This window comes from Rhodoferax sp. U2-2l (assembly GCF_020594515.1).
Classification (GTDB): Bacteria; Pseudomonadota; Gammaproteobacteria; order Burkholderiales; family Burkholderiaceae_C; genus Rhodoferax.
Genome location: NZ_JAJCTH010000027.1, coordinates 1 through 21,064 on the forward strand (window position 1 = coordinate 1; position 21,064 = coordinate 21,064).

General features: G+C 55.9%; 20 protein-coding genes and 1 pseudogene. 14 read left to right on the forward strand and 7 right to left on the reverse strand.

Annotated elements, in window-relative coordinates; genetic code table 11:
• The 3 genes from LHU53_RS18955 to LHU53_RS18965 all read left to right on the forward strand — a co-directional run.
• Positions 1 to 675, forward strand: a 675-nt coding sequence (locus tag LHU53_RS18955; protein ID WP_227334345.1) for a hypothetical protein, incomplete at its 5' end; no start/stop codon positions are given.
• A 544-nt stretch (positions 676 to 1,219) separates the two neighbouring features.
• Entirely contained in the window at positions 1,220 to 1,513 is a 294-nt protein-coding gene (locus LHU53_RS18960; protein ID WP_227334346.1) for a hypothetical protein, read from the forward strand.
• Positions 1,514 to 1,580: 67 nt separating this feature from the next.
• Positions 1,581 to 1,832 (forward strand): hypothetical protein, encoded by a 252-nt coding sequence (locus LHU53_RS18965; RefSeq protein ID WP_227334347.1) that lies wholly within the window; start codon positions 1,581 to 1,583, stop codon positions 1,830 to 1,832.
• Between the two features lie 705 nt (positions 1,833 to 2,537).
• On the opposite strand, the gene LHU53_RS18970 is transcribed toward LHU53_RS18965, so the two are convergent.
• The 5 genes from LHU53_RS18970 to LHU53_RS18990 all read right to left on the reverse strand — a co-directional run bounded on the left by LHU53_RS18970 (position 2,538) and on the right by LHU53_RS18990 (position 7,417).
• Entirely contained in the window at positions 2,538 to 3,002 is a 465-nt protein-coding gene (locus LHU53_RS18970; RefSeq protein ID WP_227334348.1) for a GNAT family N-acetyltransferase, read from the reverse strand.
• Between the two features lie 243 nt (positions 3,003 to 3,245).
• Positions 3,246 to 3,710, reverse strand: coding sequence for a hypothetical protein (locus tag LHU53_RS18975; protein WP_227334349.1), 465 nt, complete (start codon positions 3,708 to 3,710; stop codon positions 3,246 to 3,248).
• A 351-nt stretch (positions 3,711 to 4,061) separates the two neighbouring features.
• Positions 4,062 to 4,373 (reverse strand): hypothetical protein, encoded by a 312-nt coding sequence (locus LHU53_RS18980; RefSeq protein WP_227334350.1) that lies wholly within the window; start codon positions 4,371 to 4,373, stop codon positions 4,062 to 4,064.
• Positions 4,374 to 5,072: 699 nt separating this feature from the next.
• The gene (locus tag LHU53_RS19915; protein WP_227334351.1) at positions 5,073 to 5,507 is read right to left on the reverse strand and encodes a gamma-glutamylcyclotransferase family protein; all 435 of its coding nucleotides are present in this window, start codon (positions 5,505 to 5,507) and stop codon (positions 5,073 to 5,075) included.
• 944 nt (positions 5,508 to 6,451) lie between these two features.
• Positions 6,452 to 7,417: a DMT family transporter gene (locus LHU53_RS18990; RefSeq protein ID WP_227334352.1), complete on the reverse strand. Its 966-nt coding sequence runs from the start codon at positions 7,415 to 7,417 to the stop codon at positions 6,452 to 6,454.
• 26 nt (positions 7,418 to 7,443) lie between these two features.
• On the opposite strand from LHU53_RS18990, the gene LHU53_RS18995 reads away from it, so the two are divergent.
• From LHU53_RS18995 to LHU53_RS19015, 5 genes are all read left to right on the forward strand, one after another.
• Positions 7,444 to 8,301, forward strand: coding sequence for a LysR substrate-binding domain-containing protein (locus tag LHU53_RS18995; protein WP_227334353.1), 858 nt, complete (start codon positions 7,444 to 7,446; stop codon positions 8,299 to 8,301).
• Positions 8,302 to 8,544: 243 nt separating this feature from the next.
• Entirely contained in the window at positions 8,545 to 10,224 is a 1,680-nt protein-coding gene (locus LHU53_RS19000) for a DDE-type integrase/transposase/recombinase (RefSeq protein WP_227334354.1), read from the forward strand.
• A gap of 2 nt (positions 10,225 to 10,226) precedes the next feature.
• On the forward strand, positions 10,227 to 11,135 hold the full coding sequence (locus LHU53_RS19005; RefSeq protein ID WP_227334355.1) for a TniB family NTP-binding protein: 909 nt from the start codon (positions 10,227 to 10,229) through the stop codon (positions 11,133 to 11,135).
• On the forward strand, positions 11,132 to 12,349 hold the full coding sequence (locus LHU53_RS19010) for a TniQ family protein (protein WP_227334356.1): 1,218 nt from the start codon (positions 11,132 to 11,134) through the stop codon (positions 12,347 to 12,349). Before LHU53_RS19005 ends, LHU53_RS19010 begins: the two co-directional genes overlap by 4 nt.
• A 61-nt stretch (positions 12,350 to 12,410) precedes the next feature.
• Positions 12,411 to 13,025 (forward strand): recombinase family protein, encoded by a 615-nt coding sequence (locus LHU53_RS19015; protein WP_227334357.1) that lies wholly within the window; start codon positions 12,411 to 12,413, stop codon positions 13,023 to 13,025.
• 234 nt (positions 13,026 to 13,259) lie between these two features.
• On the opposite strand, the gene LHU53_RS19020 is transcribed toward LHU53_RS19015, so the two are convergent.
• Complete coding sequence (locus LHU53_RS19020) at positions 13,260 to 14,216, reverse strand: LysR family transcriptional regulator (protein WP_255632118.1); 957 nt, start codon at positions 14,214 to 14,216, stop codon at positions 13,260 to 13,262.
• Between the two features lie 67 nt (positions 14,217 to 14,283).
• Here LHU53_RS19020 and LHU53_RS19025 point away from each other — a divergent pair, with 67 nt between their 5' ends.
• The 3 genes from LHU53_RS19025 to LHU53_RS19035 are packed head-to-tail and all read left to right on the forward strand — an operon-like array spanning position 14,284 to position 17,191.
• On the forward strand, positions 14,284 to 15,501 hold the full coding sequence (locus LHU53_RS19025; RefSeq protein ID WP_227334358.1) for an argininosuccinate synthase-related protein: 1,218 nt from the start codon (positions 14,284 to 14,286) through the stop codon (positions 15,499 to 15,501).
• Positions 15,498 to 16,250 carry a 2OG-Fe dioxygenase family protein gene (locus LHU53_RS19030; RefSeq protein ID WP_227334359.1) on the forward strand — a complete coding sequence of 251 codons (753 nt, stop codon included), beginning with the start codon at positions 15,498 to 15,500 and terminating at the stop codon, positions 16,248 to 16,250. The genes LHU53_RS19025 and LHU53_RS19030 overlap by 4 nt, the downstream gene beginning before the upstream one ends.
• Positions 16,247 to 17,191 (forward strand): DMT family transporter, encoded by a 945-nt coding sequence (locus LHU53_RS19035; protein WP_370632351.1) that lies wholly within the window; start codon positions 16,247 to 16,249, stop codon positions 17,189 to 17,191. Before LHU53_RS19030 ends, LHU53_RS19035 begins: the two co-directional genes overlap by 4 nt.
• 30 nt (positions 17,192 to 17,221) lie before the next feature.
• On the opposite strand, the pseudogene LHU53_RS19040 reads toward LHU53_RS19035, so the two are convergent.
• Positions 17,222 to 17,823, reverse strand: a pseudogene (locus LHU53_RS19040) (LysE family translocator).
• Positions 17,824 to 17,940: 117 nt separating this feature from the next.
• Here LHU53_RS19040 and LHU53_RS19920 point away from each other — a divergent pair.
• From LHU53_RS19920 to LHU53_RS19050, 3 genes are all read left to right on the forward strand, one after another.
• Entirely contained in the window at positions 17,941 to 18,048 is a 108-nt protein-coding gene (locus LHU53_RS19920; RefSeq protein ID WP_370632352.1) for a hypothetical protein, read from the forward strand.
• Between the two features lie 241 nt (positions 18,049 to 18,289).
• Positions 18,290 to 18,859: a recombinase family protein gene (locus LHU53_RS19045; protein ID WP_227334361.1), complete on the forward strand. Its 570-nt coding sequence runs from the start codon at positions 18,290 to 18,292 to the stop codon at positions 18,857 to 18,859.
• A gap of 316 nt (positions 18,860 to 19,175) precedes the next feature.
• Entirely contained in the window at positions 19,176 to 20,549 is a 1,374-nt protein-coding gene (locus LHU53_RS19050; protein WP_227334362.1) for a homoserine dehydrogenase, read from the forward strand.
• The last annotated feature ends 515 nt before the right edge of the window (positions 20,550 to 21,064 follow it).

The following is a 21,064-nucleotide window of genomic DNA, read 5'->3' on the forward strand; positions in this document are numbered from 1 at the left end:
TGGGTGCGTCGGGCCGGATACTTGGCGGGGTCTGGGTCTTTGAGCATGGTGTGCACGATGGGTTGCGTGCACACGATCTTGCGAGATGCGAGATCTCAATTCAAGATGGGTTGGCTGGGCGCTTACGTTATTCGCGAGTTAAATCACGCTCGCTTAGCCGAGTTTGCCGCAGCCACGCAGCGACCAGTGATTAATGCAATGTCAGGCGAGGCGCATCCATGCGAAGTGCTCACCGATGCATACTATGTTGAAACAAAGTTGCGGCCACTTGAAGATGCACGAGTATGTCTTTGGGGTCCCCCAACGAATGTGTTGCGCTCTTGGCATGAGCTTGCTGGCGTACTTGGCTTCACAGTGATCCACGTCTGTAGCGCTCAGTTCCACGAATCGACGACAAACGTACTCTTTGTCGACTCAACACCAGCAGACGTCGACATCGTTGTCACAGATTCGTGGCCGTCGGGGACTGAAGCCCATGCAAGTTCTCTCACCGAAAGTCATCTTGCGCAAATGGGTCACCCAATGCTCTTACCAACACCGCCGTTTTTCATAGGGCGCGAGGTTTCGTTCGATCCGCTTAGCTACTCGGGCTTTGCAGGCTACCAGCAAAAGGAACTTTTGCTGCCCGTTCAAAAGGCAATCATTTGTCATGTGGCAGATCGTAGACACGTTTGACTCGCCGGTGCTGCAATGCAGCGGGAGCGGTCATTCAGTTATATCCCCCATTTGGGGGATGTTCAGTGGGAGGCATTGCCGTCAGAATGACCGTGTTGGCAAAACGCAGGGCAGTCTCCCTTCAAAAAACGCCATCTGCTAATTTTCTCTACCCAATATTTATGCTTATCGGATTTTTGCTCCTTCTCGCTCTGGCCGCATTCATCGTTTGGGACTCTCGACGCATGCATGGCGGGTCCGCAGAACCAATTTCAAGAGAGAAGATGTTGCAGGGCTTTATACCCACAGGACTGGTTCACTGGCGACTCTGGCTTGGCTTTGGTGGGATGTCGTTGCTTCTAGCTTACGGCGAATGGTTGGCCCCGTCAAAACCACCTTTTACGGGCCGTTGGGGTTGGCTGAAAGAAGTGGCGAATCAGTCTCTTGGTTCCGCTGGCATTGTGTCCCTTTACCTCGCATTCGCTTGCATATCTTTTGTGCACGGTTTCAGCCTGTGGAACACAGTCAAGTCCAGAAGCTCCAAGAATTGAACTCAGCTACGGATATGGAACTCACCTTTTGGCAACTTTTTGGCTTGAAGATTGGGGCTGGATTCACAATTGCTTTTGGCTTGGGATGGTGGATACCCGATAAGTCGCGGGCTTACAAGCTGGGTTTGCTTGCAAGTTTTCTGGCTGTGCTGCTCCCAGGTTGCGTGCCCATGTATCAGTCAAGCCTCGTCGAAGCCAACAGGGCTGCAGAGACATTCTTTTGGACGATAGCCCCGACACTTGTCGCATGGCTGGTGAGCGCGGTCATTGCACTCGGATTTGCCATAATAATCAAATGGAAAGAATGAGTGAGGTTTTTAAGTTTCCAACTTTTGGTTGCAACAGAATTCTTGGCCTTGATTAGTCAGGGAATTTATGGATGATTTGCTCGCTGCTATTTTGGTACTCCTTGTTCGGCAGACCGGGCAGTTTCTTGTCCGCTTTGTCACGCGTGGTCGGTGGCGAGGTGAGGATTTGCAAGGAGATGAAGGCCGTATCTATGGCCCCGCAGGTGCCTTATCGTTTGTGAGGGACGGTCAACGAGTTATTACAAACACTGGTCTCAGTTTCATTGGAAGTACCTTCTACGTGCTTCTTATCGTCGCTGCATTTGCCCTCTATGTGTAAAGGGCAGCTGCATCGCAGAGAAAACAGACATTCAACATAAACTCCCTCACGGTTGCACCACAATAACCGTGTCGGACCTGCCGCGTACGATGGACAAGTTGCGAAGACAGTGGAAATCAGGCAACGGAACGCGTTCAGGAGGATTTGATGGTCAACTTATGGAGCAAGTCTTCTGCTCTGAATATTGCGTTGGGTTTATATGTTTGAAAAAGTAATGTACTATATCGAATGGTGTTTTTTCATAGCAGGAACTGCTATAACCACGCTTGGTTTATTAAGGTTTGTTCAGGGTTTAGTCTTTGGTGCTATCTGTTTGCGTGGTTGCGCTGATAAAGTTAATAATCCAAATTGGTATTGGATTTTTATCATTTTTTACATTGCTGCTCTACCTGTGTTGGTATTTTCAATACGGCGCAGTTGGAGAACAATTTCTAGTTACAAGAAAAACAGAACCCTACATTCAAGCGGGACGCGCCAAAGCGCCCCTTAAGTTGGCGTTAAAGCAGGAAATCCGATGATTTGTATAACCGCTGTCTGGAAATTTGGATGTCGGCTTCCAGCCTTCAAGAGTCACTCGCCAGGAGGTTGGCCAGTTTTTCGGGCGGGCGACTGTTCAAGGCTGTAAGCGGGTCTTCAAGTTTCCAGACTGGATACGTTCAATCCGCAGATTCCACACCCTTCCACACGTGTTGCTTCCAATCTCAGTCAGTTAATTCTGGCCTCCATGAAGAGCACTTTATCGTCTGATTTTTTATCCACTACCTTGAAGCCAAGACCGGTATACAAAACACGTGCTACTTCATTGTCTCGGTAAACCCGAAGCGTAAGCTTTGGTGCGGAAGTAGCCAGAATTGCTTGTTCAATCAGCAGTTCACAGAGAACTTTCCCAAACCCATGGCCTCGCGTACTTCGAGAAATAATGATTCTTCCCAGATGTACGGCGCCAGGGGCATTTACGAAATGCTGGCCAAATCCAATCGGTCCTAAAACCGAGTCCTCCAGGACATAGCTGCTTCCGTTATCAACCCTCAGCAAATCCGCAAGTTCCGCAACTTGAAACGGAAAAGGAACTCGCGGCCCTGCCCAGCGTGTACACGCCGATTCGTCTGGAATCCAGGATGCCAACAATTCATAGTCAGCAGGAATCGGCTTTCGGAGAGTCGCTACCATTTAGTATCCCGAGTGGAACTCGTCTGCGTTCATTGGCAGCATCGTATCAAACTGGGCTGTGCCGGCGTATGACGGCTCCCGCTGCAAAACGGCGTCGTCAACAAATTGAAGGCGGTCAAGCTGCGCTTACCAGGGCAACTCTTCATTCAGACCTGCTGTTGGGGGTGAGGTACATGTCGGGTTCGTGTCTTGGGATGTGTAGGCTTCGAATGGCGACGGTCGAGGCAACATCGGCATGAACTGTCAATTCGATTCCTGCGTCAACACCCGGCTAAATAGTTCCGGATTCAAGCCGTCCAAACTGCCCTCAATCCCGCGATTAAGTTCAAGAATAACGTCCAGCTCGCTTGGCGGGTCTTTAGGGTCAAGCCGGACAAAGTATCGATTTGCATAGAAGGGAAGGGGTACCCGTTTTGGCGCTGGGCCAATGATAGTCATGGTCGTTCCCTGTGGCATTTTTCGCTGAAATGCTACCTCAGGCCCCTTAAATTGCACCGCAGTCAAAGACTCAACCGCCAGCCCTCTCTCGAGTTGTCGATTGTTCAGATTCTTAAATATGCCAGCCAAATACACGGGACCAACAATTTTGTAGGTATTCCCAGGCTGCAATTCATCTGCATAGCTTGGGGTGTTGGAAGTAGCACCAGTCAGCGCCAATAGCATGAACCATATTCTGGTGTGAACAAGTGCAGCTTTGAGAATGTTCATTCGACTTGTATGGGGTTGTTGTCAGGAAAGCGATATTCAGCCCAATCTTTGGGTGTATGCGAATGTCGGCACCGCGATTCTGACCGCTATGCCCTCAACTGACCATCCCCAAATTGGAGGATGCCCCTGAATTAGCGCTCCCGCTGCACAACTGACGCCAGTTTCAGGCTGGAAGCCGACAGCCAAGTTTTCAGACAGCGGCTTTATAAATCCTATGGTTGACGCCGCTAAAAACGATTAGGCGTCACTGTGCTGCACATGAGCGAAGGAGGAGCGGTTGCAAAACAATGTTCTTGCTCTTGGTGGGGCAGGTGTTTTCCTTGGTATCAGAGGATACTTGTTGGGCAATATCTATGCAGCCAAACCGAGGGTTTCGATGAACCAGTAGAGTGCACGCGATGCTGCCAGCTTCGGTCTTTCCCGTTTCTTGATCAAACGGTAAGCCAGCACGGGCAAGAAAACGAGTAAGAGGAAGATTACCTGAATCAGAAAGAGCCACAGAGAAATTTCTGAGGCCGCCTGTGCAACTCCTGTTGCTGGAAGTAGGAGCAATAGAAACAGTGCCGCGTTGACAGCGGCCAATATTGTGATTGCCCTCTGGCCAAACGCTAGGTCTTCAGCCTCCAGATCGATTTCAGTGCGGATGGGCAACGGTCGGTGCATTTTGTGACGTCTAGCGTTGACGTTCAGCCGCTGCCGAAGGCGGTCGGCTGGAACAACGAGTTGGGCGGCATGCGCTCATTTGAGTCCACGCCAAAGCGTGGGCCCCAGCGCAACAAGTATGAGCACACCAATAGGCCCCAGAAACCACCAGTGAAAGCGCTCCGGGACGATGGCTGCAGCTTCTTCAGGCGAAGGCGCACGAAACGGGCCCTCGCCCCCACACCGAGGACAGCATTCTTTAAAGCCGCTCTTCGAGATGCGAACCTTCATGGATGCGAGCAGAAAGCCGTGACCACACTTGCTACATACAAGACGCGGCGACTTTGCTGTGAGTAAGCGCAGCGCTTTGTCAGCAACGTTCTTCATGCTGCCCAACGTGATGTCCAGAGCATATGAAAGTGCTCTATAAGTTGGTCATTGCTCCATAAGTTGGCCATCAAATCCTCCTGAAAGTGGCTTGTAGCCACACTTTTGCTGTTATTTAACCTTGTTAAAAGGATATTTGCGATATTCTGGCTGACTGGGCTTGGCATCTGGGTACCAATTCATGGCTACAGCCCAAATTGAACGAACGCGCTCAATGGCCGCTTCCGCTGCTTGCAGGCCCAAAACTCCTGGAAAGCCTGCAGGCCAAATCTATTGGGCGAGTCCGGAGAAAAGTCGCTGGTTCCACCGGAACCAAAGCCACCTTTCGGTGAGTCATGTCTGTCGGCCTCTGCTACGGTAAAGTGCAGAGTGAGCCAATGAATACTCAGCGAATGGACCGTCCTTGATATCGGCGCCATGGAGATGCCGAGGGTGCTTGAGATACGCGTAAACATCATCCTCATCTGAGGGGTTCCCGCACCGTGTCCGCACCTTAATTAAAATGCGTTCATACCCATCTGGTTCGCTCACCCTTTCCAGGATGTCCATTCGGGCAAGTGAGTTTGAATCGACGCAGAATACTTGGCCGATAACGTGTTCACCACTTCCAGGTGCGTTAACCATCCAAGGCGAATGGCGTTCGCCAACAAGATACAAAGGGTACTGATTCACTGTCTCGTAAGTCCCTGGCACTCTGGTTCCAGAGTTTTCTCCAAAGTTTGGAAATTCTTCTTTGAGCGTACCGAAAACGAAAACAAGATGACTCACGGCGTTCCCTTTTGAAACGATGCCAATGTGTTGATTATGAGTTCCAACCTCCAGGTTACCGGAGTGGTAGAGTAAGCAAATGCTCAAGCAGTAATTCTGACAGCAAGTTCAATATCTGGGTATCCCCCAAATGGGGGATACCATTGAATGACCGCTCCCGCTGCGGAAGAGCAGTCCACGACCATCGTCGGAATTTTCACCGCGAATGACCGGTATGGAGAATTCGACTCGCCGGGCGACTGCTTTCGAGCACCGATCACCAATAGCGGCTCCTGGTCGAGTCGCAACGACCACTTTGAATATTTGCATTCCAGTTAGCTGACATTCGCGGCGACAACCTGCCAATTCCTCGATGTCGGCTATCGGGCGACGATTTGAGCAGTCGCTACGACAGCAACGGGTCGGGTCCTGCCCGTGGGGAAAAATCTTCAACGACGGCAATCAGCCTTGAAGAGTCACTGGCCTGGAGTTTGGCCAGTCTTCCGGGCTGCCGACTGATCAAGGCTGATGGCTGTCGGCCAAGTTGTCGTAATGCCCGCCAGATAGCCGACACTGGCTGTACCTGTTGGCTGGCCTGGTGGAGACGACGGGGGTTATGTCAATTCAACCTGGTTGTTGAGTGTCAAACAAACCTCCCTTTGATTGGCATTTACCCATTGTCTGCAACGCAGCGTATCCGGTCATAGAGTTTTGCGATCTGCTGTTTCCAAAGCGGCCGTTGCCGCCAAGGGATCGGCTGACAGCTATGTGTCGAGCCATTCGTCAAAGTGGCTGCCTGCCATCGACCCTTTGCTGAAGTTGAATCGATACCACCGGACGACCGGTCCCAGCCTATTGCGGGCCGACAAAAACCAAAATTTCTCCATGAAATTTCTTTCAATGGAACGGTGGATTTGAGCGGAAACATGCTGTACGTAGCATCCTAATTTTGCCGCTGGCACGTGTCACCCTGCTAGCCGTTTATGTATGGGTAGACGCCAGCCAAGGCGCACGCCGAGTGTTCCGAGCACAATCATGGTCATTCCGACCACCTGTGCGATCCCGAGCGAATGGTCATAGATCGCCCAATCAATGAAAATGGCGACGAGCGGGTAGATGAAGGTGAGCACTCCGATGACCGGCGTTTTCAACCGTGGATAGGCTGAATACATCAGGACATAAGCAATCCCGGTGTGCAGGACACCGATCCCGGCCAGCCATCCCCACGAGGCCACAGGGATATGTGTCACCTTTGCAAAAGGGGAAAGCAGCACGATCCCCACCATGGTCTGGCAAAGCGCCGTGATCTCCGGTCGCTGTCGCCCAAGACCCTTGGCGAGAATTGTGGCCACCGCGTAGAGCAATGCGGCGGCGAGGGTCAGTCCGATTCCCCGCACCCATGTTCCGCTGACAGGAAGGGATGACGCGACAAGACCGCTGGCCAGAACGACGCCGACAAACGCACCGGCCATCCAAATGAGTTGATCAAATGCAATGCGCTCTTTGAGAAAAACGACGCCAATCAGGATCACGAAGAAAGGCTGGATGTGATAAACGATGGTTGTTGTAGCGATCGATGTCATGGCGAACCCCATGAAAAAGGCGGCCCAACTCAGCACCATGCAAACGCCGCCAAGCGCAGCAAGTGCGATCTGGCGAAAGGAAAGGCTTTGATCGGGGAGGTATCCGCGTACCAAACACCATGTTGCGAGAAATATGGCTGCGAAAACGCAGCGCCAGAAAACGGTCGTGATGGGATCGAGACCTGCCTCCGTGGCAAACGCCCCGATGGTGCCGAGGATAGCCATTGCCAGAGCGAGACGGGCAGCCGGAAACTTGACGGTGTGGGTGTCTCCCATGCGAGAACCTCCAATGTGTTGAGCAGGCATTTTTCCTGTGACCTCATGTTCAGTCAAACGAATTGATTTCATGAAACCTATTTGATAAACTGATACGAATGCCTGCACCCCTTGATCTTGATCTGCTGAAAACTTTTGTTGCGGTTGTTGAAACCGGGAGTTTTTCCAACGCCGCCCCGCGGATCGGACGCAGTCAGTCTGCCGTGAGCATGCAGATACAGCGGTTGGAGCAGGCTGTTGGCAAACAGCTTCTGATCCGAGGTCAAAAATCGGTGGTGCCGAATGCTCCGGGGATGGACTTTCTGGTCCATGCCCGCCGACTCCTCAAACTTTCAGACGAGGCTTGGGCTAGCGTAACCCGCCCGGAAGAAACCGGGTGCGTTCGTCTTGGAGTTCCAGACGACTATGCAGCTTTCCTGCTGCCACCCGTGCTGGCCAGCTTCGGCACCGAGTACCCGTTGGTCACAGTCGAATTGGTTTGCGAACCTTCGACTGCCTTGTCGAAGGCGATTGACGAGGGGCGGATCGATCTGGCGATCGTTACCCGCCTGCCAGGTCAGCCTGTTGAAATATTGCGGCGTGAGCGCTTCGTCTGGGTTGCGTCGTCGTCGCATGTCGCCTGGGAGAAAGCCCCCCTTCCGATCGCGTTGTTCGAACCTGGATGTGCCGCGCGAATGAATGTTCTGAAGGCGCTTGCAGGCAGCGAACGTGCTTACCGCTGCATCTATTCCAGTGCAAGCCTGCTTGGCCTCATCGCGATCGTGCAGGCAGGTCTCGCGATTGCGGGCCTTGCCTTGTGTAGCGTTCCTCCCTCCCTGCAAATCATCGGGGAGAAGGAAGGATTGCCAGCATTGGAAGAGTTAGAAATCAGCATCCTGCGAAATCCTGCGTCAAGAATAGTCGCCGTCGATCGACTATTTGAATTCCTTGATCACGCCCTATCGAGTGGTCCCTGAATCTTGCTGCAATATGTATATCTATTTTGTTGAACAATCCAAGCGTGAAAATGTTGTTCATTAAACGGCCGTTTTCTTGACAGTCCAAACGGGGCCTGAATGTCATTTTCAGAAGGCGACTGCACCAATTGACTGGGTTTGACGCCTATTGTGCAGACGGCTACTGACAGCCAAATATCAGTAGTCGCCTGCACCAATCTCGCCTATGCTCAATACTCCTGTGCACGAAAGTGAGGTCAGGGTATGGCATCCGATATGCATGAAATTATCGAGCAAGGTGTGGCAACCCTGTCAGACAAGATATGGGAGCTGGCCCGGCTCAGGGCGGAGATCATCAGGCCGCTCGCGGCGCTTGACGTGGTCGGCCATCAAGCAGCCGATGCTGCTGCCAAAGCGCTGGGCCTGTCCCGGCGGCATGTGTATGCCCTAATCCGGCGCGCTCGACAGGACTCCGGCTTGGTCACGGACCTCGCGCCAGGTCAATCAAGCGGAGGCAAAGGCAAGGGGCGTCTGACTGAACCGGTCGAATGCATCATTCGCGAGCTGCTGCAAAAGCGCTTCCTGACCAAGCAAAAGCGCAGCCTGGCGGCGTTTCACCGCGAAATCGTGCAGGCGTGCAAAACGCAAAAGCTACGGGTGCCCGCGCGCAACACCGTGGCCCGGCGGATTGCCGAGTTGCACCCGGCGAAAGTGGCACGAAGCCGGGGCGGCCAGGATGCAGCTCGCCCCTTGCAAGGTGCCGGTGGTACGCCGCCTGAAGTTACCGAGCCGCTGGAGCAGGTGCAGATCGACCACACGGTCATCGACCTGATCGTTGTTGATGAGCGCGACCGGCAACCCATTGGTCGCCCATACCTGACCATTGCCATTGATGTGTTCACCCGCTGCGTGGTCGGCATGGTGGTCACGCTGGAAGCGCCGTCCGCCACCTCGGTCGGCTTGTGCCTCGCGCATGCCGCCTGCGACAAGCGTCCTTGGTTGGAGGGGTTGGACGTGGAAATGGACTGGCCGATGAGCGGCAAGCCCAAGCTGCTCTATCTGGACAACGCGGCCGAATTCAAGAGCGAGGCGCTGCGCCGTGGTTGCGAGCAGCATGGCGTCCAGTTGGACTATCGTCCGCCCGGACAGCCGCACTATGGCGGCATTGTGGAACGGATCATCGGCACGGCGATGCAGATGACTCACGACGAACTGCCAGGGACGACCTTCTCCAATCCCGGCCAGCGCGGGGAGTACGACTCCGAGAAGAAGGCCACGCTGACACTGCGTGAGCTGGAACGATGGCTTGCGCTGGCGGTGGGCACCTATCACGCCGCAGTGCACGGCACCCTGTTTCAGCCGCCGGCCGCACGCTGGGCCGAGGCCGTGGCGCGTGTCGGCGTGCCGGCCGTCGTCACTCGTACCACTGCTTTCCTGGTCGATTTTCTGCCCGTCATCCGCCGCACGCTGACCCGCACCGGCTTCGTCATCGACCACATCCACTACTACGCTGACGCGCTCAAGCCGTGGATCGCACGGCGCAGCCACTTACCCACATTCATGATCCGGCGCGACCCGCGCGACATCAGCCGTATCTGGGTGCTGGAACCGGAGGGGAAACATTACCTGGAAATCCCTTACCGTACCTTGTCGCACCCGGCTGTCACCCTCTGGGAACAACGGCAGGCGCTGGCGAAATTGCGGCAGCAAGGGCGCGAACAGGTGGATGAGTCGGCGCTGTTCCGCATGATCGGCCAGATGCGAGAGATCGTGACCACCGCGCAGAAGGCCACGCGCAAGGCGCGACGCGACGCGGATCGACGCCAACACCTCAAGGCATCGACGTCGCCTGTCAAAACCGCGCCACCGGGCACGGACATGGCTGACCCGCAGGCAGGCAGCCAGTCACCGGCCAAACCGTTCGACCAGATTGAGGAGTGGTAGCCATGGACGAATTTCCCATCATCGACCTGTCCCACCTGCTACCAGCGGCACAGGGGTTGGCTCGGCTACCAGCGAACGAGCGCATCCAGCGCCTTCGCGTCGACCGCTGGATCGGCTATCCGCGCGCAGTCGAGGCGCTGAACCGGCTGGAAACGCTGTATGCGTGGCCAAACAAACAACGTATGCCCAACCTGCTGCTGGTCGGCCCAACCAACAACGGCAAGTCGATGATCATCGAGAAGTTCCGCCGTACCCACCCGGCCAGCTCAGACGAGGATCAGGAGCACATCCCTGTGCTGGTTGTGCAGATGCCGTCCGAGCCGTCAGTGATCCGCTTCTACGTCGCGCTGCTCGCCGCGATGGGCGCACCGCTAAGGCCGCGCCCACGGCTGCCAGAAATAGAGCAACTGGCGCTGGCACTGCTGCGAAAGGTCGGCGTGCGCATGCTGGTGATCGACGAGCTTCACAACGTTCTCGCGGGCAATAGCACCAACCGGAGGGAATTCCTCAACCTGCTGCGCTTCCTTGGCAACGAACTGCGCATCCCGCTGGTCGGGGTCGGCACGCGCGAAGCCTACCTGGCCATCCGCTCGGATGACCAGTTGGAAAACCGCTTCGAGCCGATGTTGTTGCCCGTCTGGGAAGCCAATGACGATTGCTGCTCACTGTTAGCCAGCTTCGCAACTTCGCTCCCACTGCGGCGGCTCTCGTCGATTGCCACGCTGGACATGGCCCGCTACCTGCTCACGCGCAGCGAGGGCACCATCGGCGAGCTGGCACACCTGTTGATGGCGGCGGCCGTCGCCGCCGTGGAAAGCGGCGAGGAAGCTATCAACCACCGCACGCTCAGCATGGCCGATTACACCGGCCCCAGCGAGCGGCGTCGGCAATTCGAGCGGGAACTGATGTGAAACCCGCGCCACGCTGGCCGCTACACCCGGCCCCCAGTGAAGGCGAAGCATTGTCTTCGTGGCTCAACCGAGTGGCCCTTTGCTATCACATGGAGGTGTCCGAGCTGCTGGAGCACGATCTTGGTCACGGCCAGGTCGATGACCTGGACACCGCGCCACCACTGGCGCTGCTGGCGATGCTCTCCCAGCGGAGCGGTATCGAGTTGGACCGGCTGCGTGGTATGAGTTTCGCCGGCTGGGTGCCTTGGCTACTGGACAGCCTTGACGATCAGATTCCAGACGCATTGGAAACCTATGCTTTCCAGCTCTCGGTGCTGCTGCCGAAACTCCGCCGTAAGACGCGATCCATCACGAGCTGGCGTGCCTGGCTGCCCAGCCAGTCGATATACCGCGCCTGTCCGCTCTGCCTAAACGATCCAGGGAACCAAGCCATACTGCTCGCGTGGAAGCTACCCCTGATGCTGAGCTGTCCACTGCATGGATGCTGGCTGGAATCCTATTGGGGCGTGCCAGGGAGGTTTATCGGCTGGCAGAATGCGGACGCCGACCCGCGCACGGCCAGCGACGCGATTGTGGCGATGGACCGCCGCACCTGGCAGGCGCTGACGACCGGCTACGTAGAGCTGCCGCGTAGACGCGTCCACGCCGGATTGTGGTTTCGTCTGCTACGCACGCTGCTCGATGAGCTGAACACCCCGCTCTCGACGTGCGGAACCTACGCGGGGTATCTCCGCCATGTCTGGGAAGACTGCGGGCATCCAATGCGTGCTGGGCAAAGTCTGTGGCGACCGTATGAAACCCTGGACCCGGCAGTGAGGTTGCAGATGTTGGAAGCGGCGGCAACGGCAATCAACTTGACTGAGTCGAGGGGTATAAGCCCACCAGGGGAACATGCAAAGCTATTCTGGTCGGAACCCCACACCGGGTTTACCAACGGCCTACCCGCGAAGGAACGGAAGCCGGAGCCAGTCAACCACTGGCAGGAGGCACTCAAGGCGATCAACGAAGCCATCGCCGACGCGAGACACAACCCCGAGACGGCCCGCTCGCTGTTCGCGCTGGCGTCCTATGGGCAGAGTGACCGCGAGTCCCTTGAGCAGTTGCGCGCCACCTTTGCCAAAGAGCAGATTCCTCTCGAATTTCTGTCACAAAATATACCTGAATGGCCGTTTGCATGCCTTAGACTAAATGACGGGTTAAGTGACAAATTTTGACGCCAGGGGCTTTCAGGTTCACACTGTCACATAATCGAACGTATATGTGACAGGACGACAAATGCTGATTGGCTACATGCGGGTATCAAAGGCGGATGGATCTCAGTCAACTGATTTGCAACGTGACGCACTGACTGCTGCCGGGGTAAGTTGGGAACATCTCTATGAGGACATGGCTTCGGGCCGGCGCGATGATCGGCCGGGGCTGGCTGCCGGTCTGAAGGCGCTGCGCGCAGGAGATACCCTGATTGTGTGGAAGCTGGATCGGCTTGGCCGTGATCTGCGCCACCTCATCAACACCGTTCATGACCTGACAGCACGCAGCGTGGGATTGAAGGTTTTGACTGGTCATGGTGCAGCAGTCGATACAACAACTGCCGCTGGCAAGCTCGTGTTTGGCATCTTTGCAGCGCTGGCCGAGTTTGAGCGTGAACTGATTTCAGAACGTACGCTCGCCGGACTGGCGTCTGCACGCGCTCGTGGCCGCAAAGGCGGGCGACCGTTCAAGATGACGACTGCCAAGCTACGTTTGGCGCGCGCTTCCATGGGCCAGCCAGAGACCAAGGTTGGCGATCTTTGTGAAGAACTTGGCATCACCCGGCAGACGCTCTACCGACACGTTTCGCCCAAGGGAGAACTGCGTCCGGATGGGGTGAAGCTGCTTTCCCAAGGTTGAACGGATGACTGCTTCCGACCCGGAGAGCCAGTTCCAAGCATTTCCGAAATGCTGCCGTTTGAGTAACGCTGTTGAACGGTAGAAGTCCACCTACTGGCGAGCTCGCATTCCAAACCACAAGCGGGTGCTCACCCAGTGTTCTCAACTGCAGAAGTTATTGAATCAACTGAACTTGGCGCATATGTCAGAGGTGAGCTGGAAAACCCGCAATTGATCTCGGTGCAATGCAAAGGGTCAGGTTGTCGGCGGCGGAGCCAAGGGTTTAAGCGCACTCACAAGGTGATCGATCAGTACGCGCACCTTCGGGGTGGTGTAGCGGGACGGGGAAAAAAGCAGATACGCTATGCCCTGATAGTTTGTGTCAAAGGCCCAGTCGGGTAGCAAACGAACCACCCGCTCGGCCGCAACTGCATCAAGCGCCACGAAATCCGGTACGCACCCCACGCCCAGGCCTGCCTCTACCGCCTCCAGGCGCATCACGCTGTGATTCAAGGTATAGCGGCCAGCGACGGTCACTTCCACTTGATTGTCACCGCGCGCGAATCGCCAGCGATTGTCGCGCTCCTGCTCGCCGATCGACAGACAGCTATGGGCCATCAGATCTTCAGGAATGGTAATGCGTGGGTTGGATGCCAAATAGGATGGGCTGGCCAGCACCATTTGCTTCACAGGCATCAGCGTGCGAGCCACCATACCTTGCGGTGGGTCGTCGGTCAGGCGGACCACAAGGTCAAAACCTTCGCGCAAAGGATCGACGGGCTGGTCGGTCGCCAGCAGATGTATGTCTACGTCGGGATAGCTATACAGGAAGGCCAGCAAGGGCTGGTGCAGCACGTGACGGGCGAACGCCTTGGGTGCGCTGATGCGAACAAGCCCTCTGGGTGAGCCCACATGGCCCTCGACAACGCGCATGGACGCCTCAGCCGCCGCGACCATTTCTCGCCCCCGCTGCAGTACCTCCATTCCTGCCTCGGTCAGGCGCATATGCCGGGTCGTGCGTTGCATGAGCGATACGCCCATGGTCTTCTCCAAACGTGCGACCTGGCGGCTGACCGCTGAAGGCGTCATTCCATGGCGCCGCGCAGCCGCTGAAAAGCTACCAGCCTCCGCCGCTCGGACAAAAGCCACCAGTTCGTGCATCACTTCCAAGAAATCATCTGTTCTCACCATGCACAGCTCCTGTTCAAGCATCGAGTCTAGTCAATGTCTAGCCTGAGCCAGACAATTCACTTCTCAACAATGCAAGGGAGTACGTGAAATGTCAACACGCAGAATTCGCAGTTTCGAAGATCTCGACGCAATGAAAGGTCATGTCGACCACGTGCTAACGCTGTTCAGCGGGGGCCTTGATAGCAGTTATGTCCTCAAGGAACTCTCCCAGAGAAATTTGCGCATTACCGCGCTCTCGGTGGACGTAGGCGAAGGTTGCCGTGTCCAGGATCTCCAGGAGATCGCTGATTTCTTCGGGGCCAATCTGACCATCGTCGACGCTCGCGAGATGTTTGCCCGAGAAGCTGTGGCTCCTGCAATTTGCGCACAAGCAAAGTACCTCGGCATGTTCCCCGTGAGCTCCTCGCTTTCTCGCCCCATTCTCGCCAAAGTGGCTGTGCAGGTCGCTCGCGAACTGGGATGCGACGCCATCGTGCACACGGCCAACCAGTCCCAAAACAGCCTTCGCAGGCTCAACGGTGCCATCGGCCAATTGGGATACCTAGGTTGTTACGGAACACCCTATGAACGTTCGATCCTCACACGGGACGAAAAGATCGAAGTTCTCAAGCAGCTGGGACTTGCACGCTTTCAAGCTCGTGGCATCAGCGGCGATGCGAACCTGTGGTGCCGCGAATTCGAATCGGGGTCGATTGACAACCCCGAAGGGTTTTGGGTACCCCCTTCTCTGTTCGAGTGGACGCGTGCCTCTGAAATTCCTATGGAACCGCGGGAAATCCAGATCGATTTCCGCGCGGGGTTACCGGTGGCCATTGATCAGCAGGCAATGGATCTTGTTCCCTTGATTTCCCACCTGAACCAGACCGTAGGCGCATACCAGATCGGCCGCTACAGCGGTTTGGAGCATCTTGAAGGAGGAGAGAAAGTCCTTGAGGTGCGTGAAGCGCCTGCGGCAACCATTCTGATGGACGCTTACCGCCAGATCGAGACGGCCGTGCTCGACGCAGAACTGCTTCGGGAAAAAGTGTCAATGGAGTTGCTATGGACACGCGAGGCCGTTGAAGGTCGGTGGTTCGCGCCCCTGAGAGAGAGCGCTGATGCGTTCGTCCGCAAGTCTGCGGAGAAGGTGACTGGCACGGTTCGCTATACCCTGCGCCAGGGGGCCATGGATACTTCCTCGATCAAAGCGAATCGACCGCTGTACCTTACCGATCGGGATGCATGGGAAAAGGCCTTGGTCCAAGATGCTTTTGTACCACCTGTACGAACCGACCGTGCTGTCCGCGAAGTGGAGGTCGCCGTATGACAACCGAAATCTTTGAAGATCAGCCGCTTGAAACAGCACTGACCGAGGGATTCATTCGCAACCTGAATCGCCAGCATTTTTTGTACTTCGCTGGCGATGCGCTGGCAGACACGCTTGACTTGACCCCGGCAGACATCAGCGAATTTGCTTTGTTCTGGTCTCGTCTAACCATGGATCGCTACATGGGCGACGGGGGAACCTACCGACTTCGACGTTATGGCGAATTTGATTCTCAGCCCGGGTCAGGCCGTCTGCAGAGGCCACATGGCCCCTACGAACAGCCGAAATACATCAACAGTCTGAATGGCGACATTGCGCGGATATTTGATCCGCTGGAACCGGCGTTTGTCACCCACAGGGTACTGAATCGGCTGCTTGACTGGCTCACGGCTCTGTACGATCAATGCGAGGGCAGCCCACAGCGCTGGAACATCCGTCTACACCCCTATCGGATTCTGGCCAATCAAAGCGAGAACGGCAACCCTACGCCGGAAGGACTCCACAGAGATGGCGTGGACTACATCGTGAGCATGATGGTGTCGCGGCGTAACGTGACGGGAGGTGTGACGACCATCACCGACAACGATCAACAGGTTCTTTGGGAGCATATGCTCCAAAGCCCAATGGATATTCTGATTGGCAACGACGCTCACACCATGCACTCGGTGTCGCCGGTTTCACCAGTTGATGCCCGCCTTGAGGCCTACCGGGACGTTCTCGTTATCGCATTTACGAAGATGGTCTCATGAATACGTCATCTATCTCGGCGAGTACGGAAAGCTCGTTCACGGGCAGTGGACAGGCTTTGTCCCGGTTTGGCCGTGTCGAATGGCTGCTCTTGCTGGTGGCAGTCATTTGGGGTGGCAGCTATAGCGCTGCCAAGGTCGCCACTGGACAAATGCCCGTGCTGCAATTCCTGGTCCTGCGATTTGGTCTGACTTTTCTGCTGGTTCTGCCTGCCTTGCGTGGGCTGGCCGTGCCTTCATGGCCGACAGCGTTTGCCGGCGCGTCGCTGCTGGGCATCAACCTGCTGGCCATCTTCATCTGCGAGACCTTCGGAGTGTCACTGACCACAGCCTCCAACGCAGCTTTCTTGGTCAGCCTTTGTGTCGCTTTCACACCCCTGTGCGAATGGTGGCTGCTCAAGTCTAGACCCAGCCGTGCGGTATTGGTTGCCGCCGGGCTATCAATGGTGGGCGCAGGCTTGCTGGCGTTTCAGCATGGAGACACGGCCAGCCTGTCTATGGGAGACGGTCTGATGGTGCTCGCGGCGTTCCTGCGTGGCGTGATGGTCTGCCTGACACGCCGTCATGGCCAGCGGCACGGCCTGCCCGCTCTCACGGTGACGGCAGTGCAGATGGGCGTGATGACGCTGGGTTCTGCGATTCTGATGCTGGCAGTGCACGGTGCCACATGGCCTGCGCTGCCGAGCAGTTCGTCATTTTGGCTGGCCATGGTTTTCCTGGTGCTGTTTTGCACGCTGTTCGCATTCTTCGTTCAGAACTACGCAGCATCAAGAACCAGCCCGTCGCGCGTGTCGCTGCTCATGGGGAGTGAACCGCTTTGGGGCGCACTGATTGCCGTGCTTTGGATGGGTGAGCAAATGGCGTTGCAGGGCTGGATTGGCGGCCTACTGATCGTTTCATCGGCGTGGTGGGTGACTCGGCCAAAAATCAGTGACAGCGCGTGATGCGCTGGGTCGGCAGGTGAAGACTGCTGCTCACGTCAACCAGATTGGAATAGTCGATGCAGCGAGAAGCACACCCAAAGTTGTGTTGACCGCACGCCACTGCCGCTCTGTTTTCAGCAATTTTGCTAACAAAATTCCAGCAACACACCAAATCGACTGCGATACCGCCGCAGCCAGACCGAAGGCAATGCCGAGCACAGCGGCAAGTTCAACAGGATGCGAGGTCAGCCCGGCGAAGGCCGCTGCCGCACCTGTGACCATGTGGCCCAGGCCTTCGGATTCACCCAAAGGAGGCTGACTCCCGCCGCAAAGCCAAGAGGGTTCGTCATATTCGCGAGCAGATTGGGTGGCCCACTGTTTCCAATCTTCCATGCGAGCCAAAGCAGATACGCGGTCCCGATGACTTTCATAGCCAGTTGCAAAGACGGTGCAACCATCAGCAAGCCCGACAAACCTGCTCCAGCGATGGCTGCCAGAGTGGCCAACCCTGCGCTGATTCCGACCATCAACGTAATGGAGCACCGAAAACCAAACTGAGCACCTGACGATGTTGCCAAGGAGGTCGCGCCACCTGGCGAAACGGCCAATGTCAAAGCAAACAGGGCAAGGGGCAAGAGCAAACCGGTATCCATGCTATTGCCCTTTGGGGATGTCAGATAACAATTTTTCGAGCGCATCCATAAGGCGCTGTAAATCGTGTTCGTCGTTGTAGACATCTGCTGAGCGCCAATGACAACCCCATTGCAGACATAGCGGCCGAATGCGGATTTGCGCACCAGTCTCATCTTGGCGGTGTCCTCAATTCTCGGTTGGGTCTGAGCCAGCTTCAGTATCGGAATCTTGCCGGACGCGCGTAATGTATCGTGATGACGGCGATGCGGTTCAGGTTGCTTGCGCGACTTAGCCAAACAGCCAATTGCCAGGTGGCCGCAAGCGCCTCTTGTTGGCCGGTTGCAGTCAGAAGCCGAAATTGCTCCTGCAGTGCAATGGACTTCTGACATTTGGTGTAGTCGACTTCTAAAAATGACACTGAAAAGCCCCGTCTTTTGGCTCAAATGTGTAAACTAACTGATCCATAAATCAAAGTCTCTAAAACGTATGAGTAAACGAATCGGTTACGCCCGTGTTTCCACCGATGACCAGAATCTGGACCTGCAGCGTGATTCCCTCACCCGCTCCGGCTGTACTGCGATCTATGAAGAGACGGCCTCGGGCAAGTCGGCCAGTCGCATCGAGCTGGAGCACTGCCGCAAAGCTCTGCGCACCGGCGACACCCTGGTGGTGTGGCGGCTGGATCGGCTGGGCCGGTCCCTTTCTGACCTGGTGAAGATCATCAGCGACCTGGAGCGCGATGGCATCACTTTTGAGAGCCTGAGTGAGAAGATCGACACCGGCAGCGCATCGGGCAAGCTGCAGTTCCATGTGTTTGCCGCCTTGGCGGAGTTCGAGCGCAACCTGATCCGTGAGCGCACGATGGCCGGACTGTCTGCGGCCCGCGCCCGTGGCCGGGTCGGTGGGCGAAAACCCAAGCTTTCTGAGAAACAGATCCGTGAGATCAAGGCGCTGTTGTCTGACCCGGCCGCGCAAGTGAATGACATTGCCAAGCGCTACGGGGTGTCACGGACAACGCTTTACAAACGGGTGGGTGTTGTGCGTATTCCGATCTAATGTAGCCACCCGATGTGGCTACAGATTGTTGGGGCGAGCACCCGCTAGGCAGCGTTTGCGGGTATTGGCGCATGGCCGCTTTACGGCATGCTATCCTTAAGCCATGCTGTGCCGTTCCATATTCATCCGACCATGCGCCCATAACCTGGCGCGTACTTTGGCGCCCGAGACTATCTGGGCGATGGACGCAAGCATTACCACCATTACCAACACGGCCGCCTGAGCGTCGTGCAGGTGGCCGTTCCGGCTGCCTACTGGTGTAACTCTGAACAAACCCAGCATAGGCAGCTGGGTCCTCAACTGTTCGGAGAATTTGATGTGCCAGAATCACAATGCCAGTCCCCTCACTATCCAGTCCACCGTTGCGTCTGTGCCCACCCAGCGCCCCTTGCGGGTCGGACTACTCGGGTTAGGCACGGTTGGAGGCGGCACGTACCGCGTATTGCGGCGCAATGCCCAGTTGATTGCAGACCGCGCGGGACGACGCATCGAGATTTCCATGGTGGCTGTGCGCGACATGGAACGGGTTGTTGCGGTCGTAGACGACGACGTGATGCTGACTGACGACCCTTTCCAGGTCGTTCAACATCCAGACCTCGACGTGATTGTGGAGTCGATTGGTGGGACCACGATTGCCCGTGAACTGGTGCTGCTGTCAATTGCGGCGGGCAAGCACGTGGTTACAGCCAACAAGGCATTGCTTGCGTTACACGGCACAGAAATTTTTTCTGCTGCACGCGCACAAGGAGTGATGGTTGCATATGAGGGTGCAGTCGCGGTCAGTATTCCCATCATCAAAGCCTTGCGCGAAGGGCTGACAGCCAATCGCATCAACTGGGTAGCGGGCATCATCAACGGAACGACCAATTTCATTCTCTCCGAGATGAAGTCCAATGGTCTGGACTTCGACACGGCTCTGCAAGAGGCACAGCGCAAAGGCTATGCAGAACAAGACCCCGCATTTGACGTCGATGGAATTGATGCGGCACACAAACTTGCGCTGCTGGCGTCCAACGCTTTTGGGATACCCCTGCAATTTGGCTGCGTTCACGTGGAAGGGATTAGGGCTGTAGAACAACGCGATGTGGAGTTTGCAAAGCGCCTCGGATTTGCCATCAAGTTACTGGGTATTGCTCAGCGCACGGCCGATGGAATCTCACTGCGGGTGCAGCCAGCCTTAATTCCAAGTGACAATTTGCTCGCCCATGTTCAAGGCTCCATGAACGCTGTCATGGTCCATAGTGATGCAGCCGGTTTAACCATGTATTACGGCGCAGGGGCTGGTGCGGAACAGACAGCGTCGGCAGTCATTGCAGACTTGGTCGATGTGTCCCGCTTCATGGACATTGCTCACCAGCACCGGGTCCCCTATCTCGCTTTTCAGGAATCAGCGATGGCACCACAGGCAATGATTGCCTCGGCCGATGTCTGTTCTTCGTACTATTTGCGGATTGACCTTCGCAGCGGCGCCCAAGGATTACCAGAGCTCGACCAGTTGCTATGCAATGCTGGTGTGCAATTGGTCCAAAAAGAATTGCTGGCACACCAGGATACGCCCGATGCTCCGACTGTGTTACTTTTGACTGCGCCAGGCCCACAGGACAAAATCGACGAGCTAATTGCTGCAATTGAACTACAGGCTGGAGTTGTCGGCGCTGTCAAACTGATGCGCGTTGAATACCTGAATTAAAGGTCCAGGTCGGCTCCAACAATGTCGTGGGCAGAAGCCCCGATGGACGGCAAGGTGGCTGTTGCCTTCATTGGGGAACGGCTAACAATTGCCGTCGCGAGTAGCGTTGACAATGTCAGCTTTCGGGCATGCAGTCTTGTTCTTTGCAAGACAGCTATCAGCCTCTATGCTCAGGTGACAACTATGCGCAGATGGTTGTTTATGAATGCCGTCAGCCCCTCTGGCAGTGAGACTTCGGGTCCGGCGAAGTCTGTGCATAGTTATGGCGTCTAAAGAACTCGCGTGAACTAGCACGGAGCATTGCAGCCCCATCTTTGTATTGGGTGTCGCTATGAAGAAAATGGTGGATGCTACCCACGGTGATCTCCCGAAGTGGTACCACCCATGACTCCGGCCAACGGAAAACTATGTCCAGCTTTGCATTCGGCCACTAGGCCGCGTGCCGCGCAACGCCTGCCTGAGCGCCATCTGCACCCAACCATCTGCGCATAGTTGCGATATGAGCATAGAGGCTG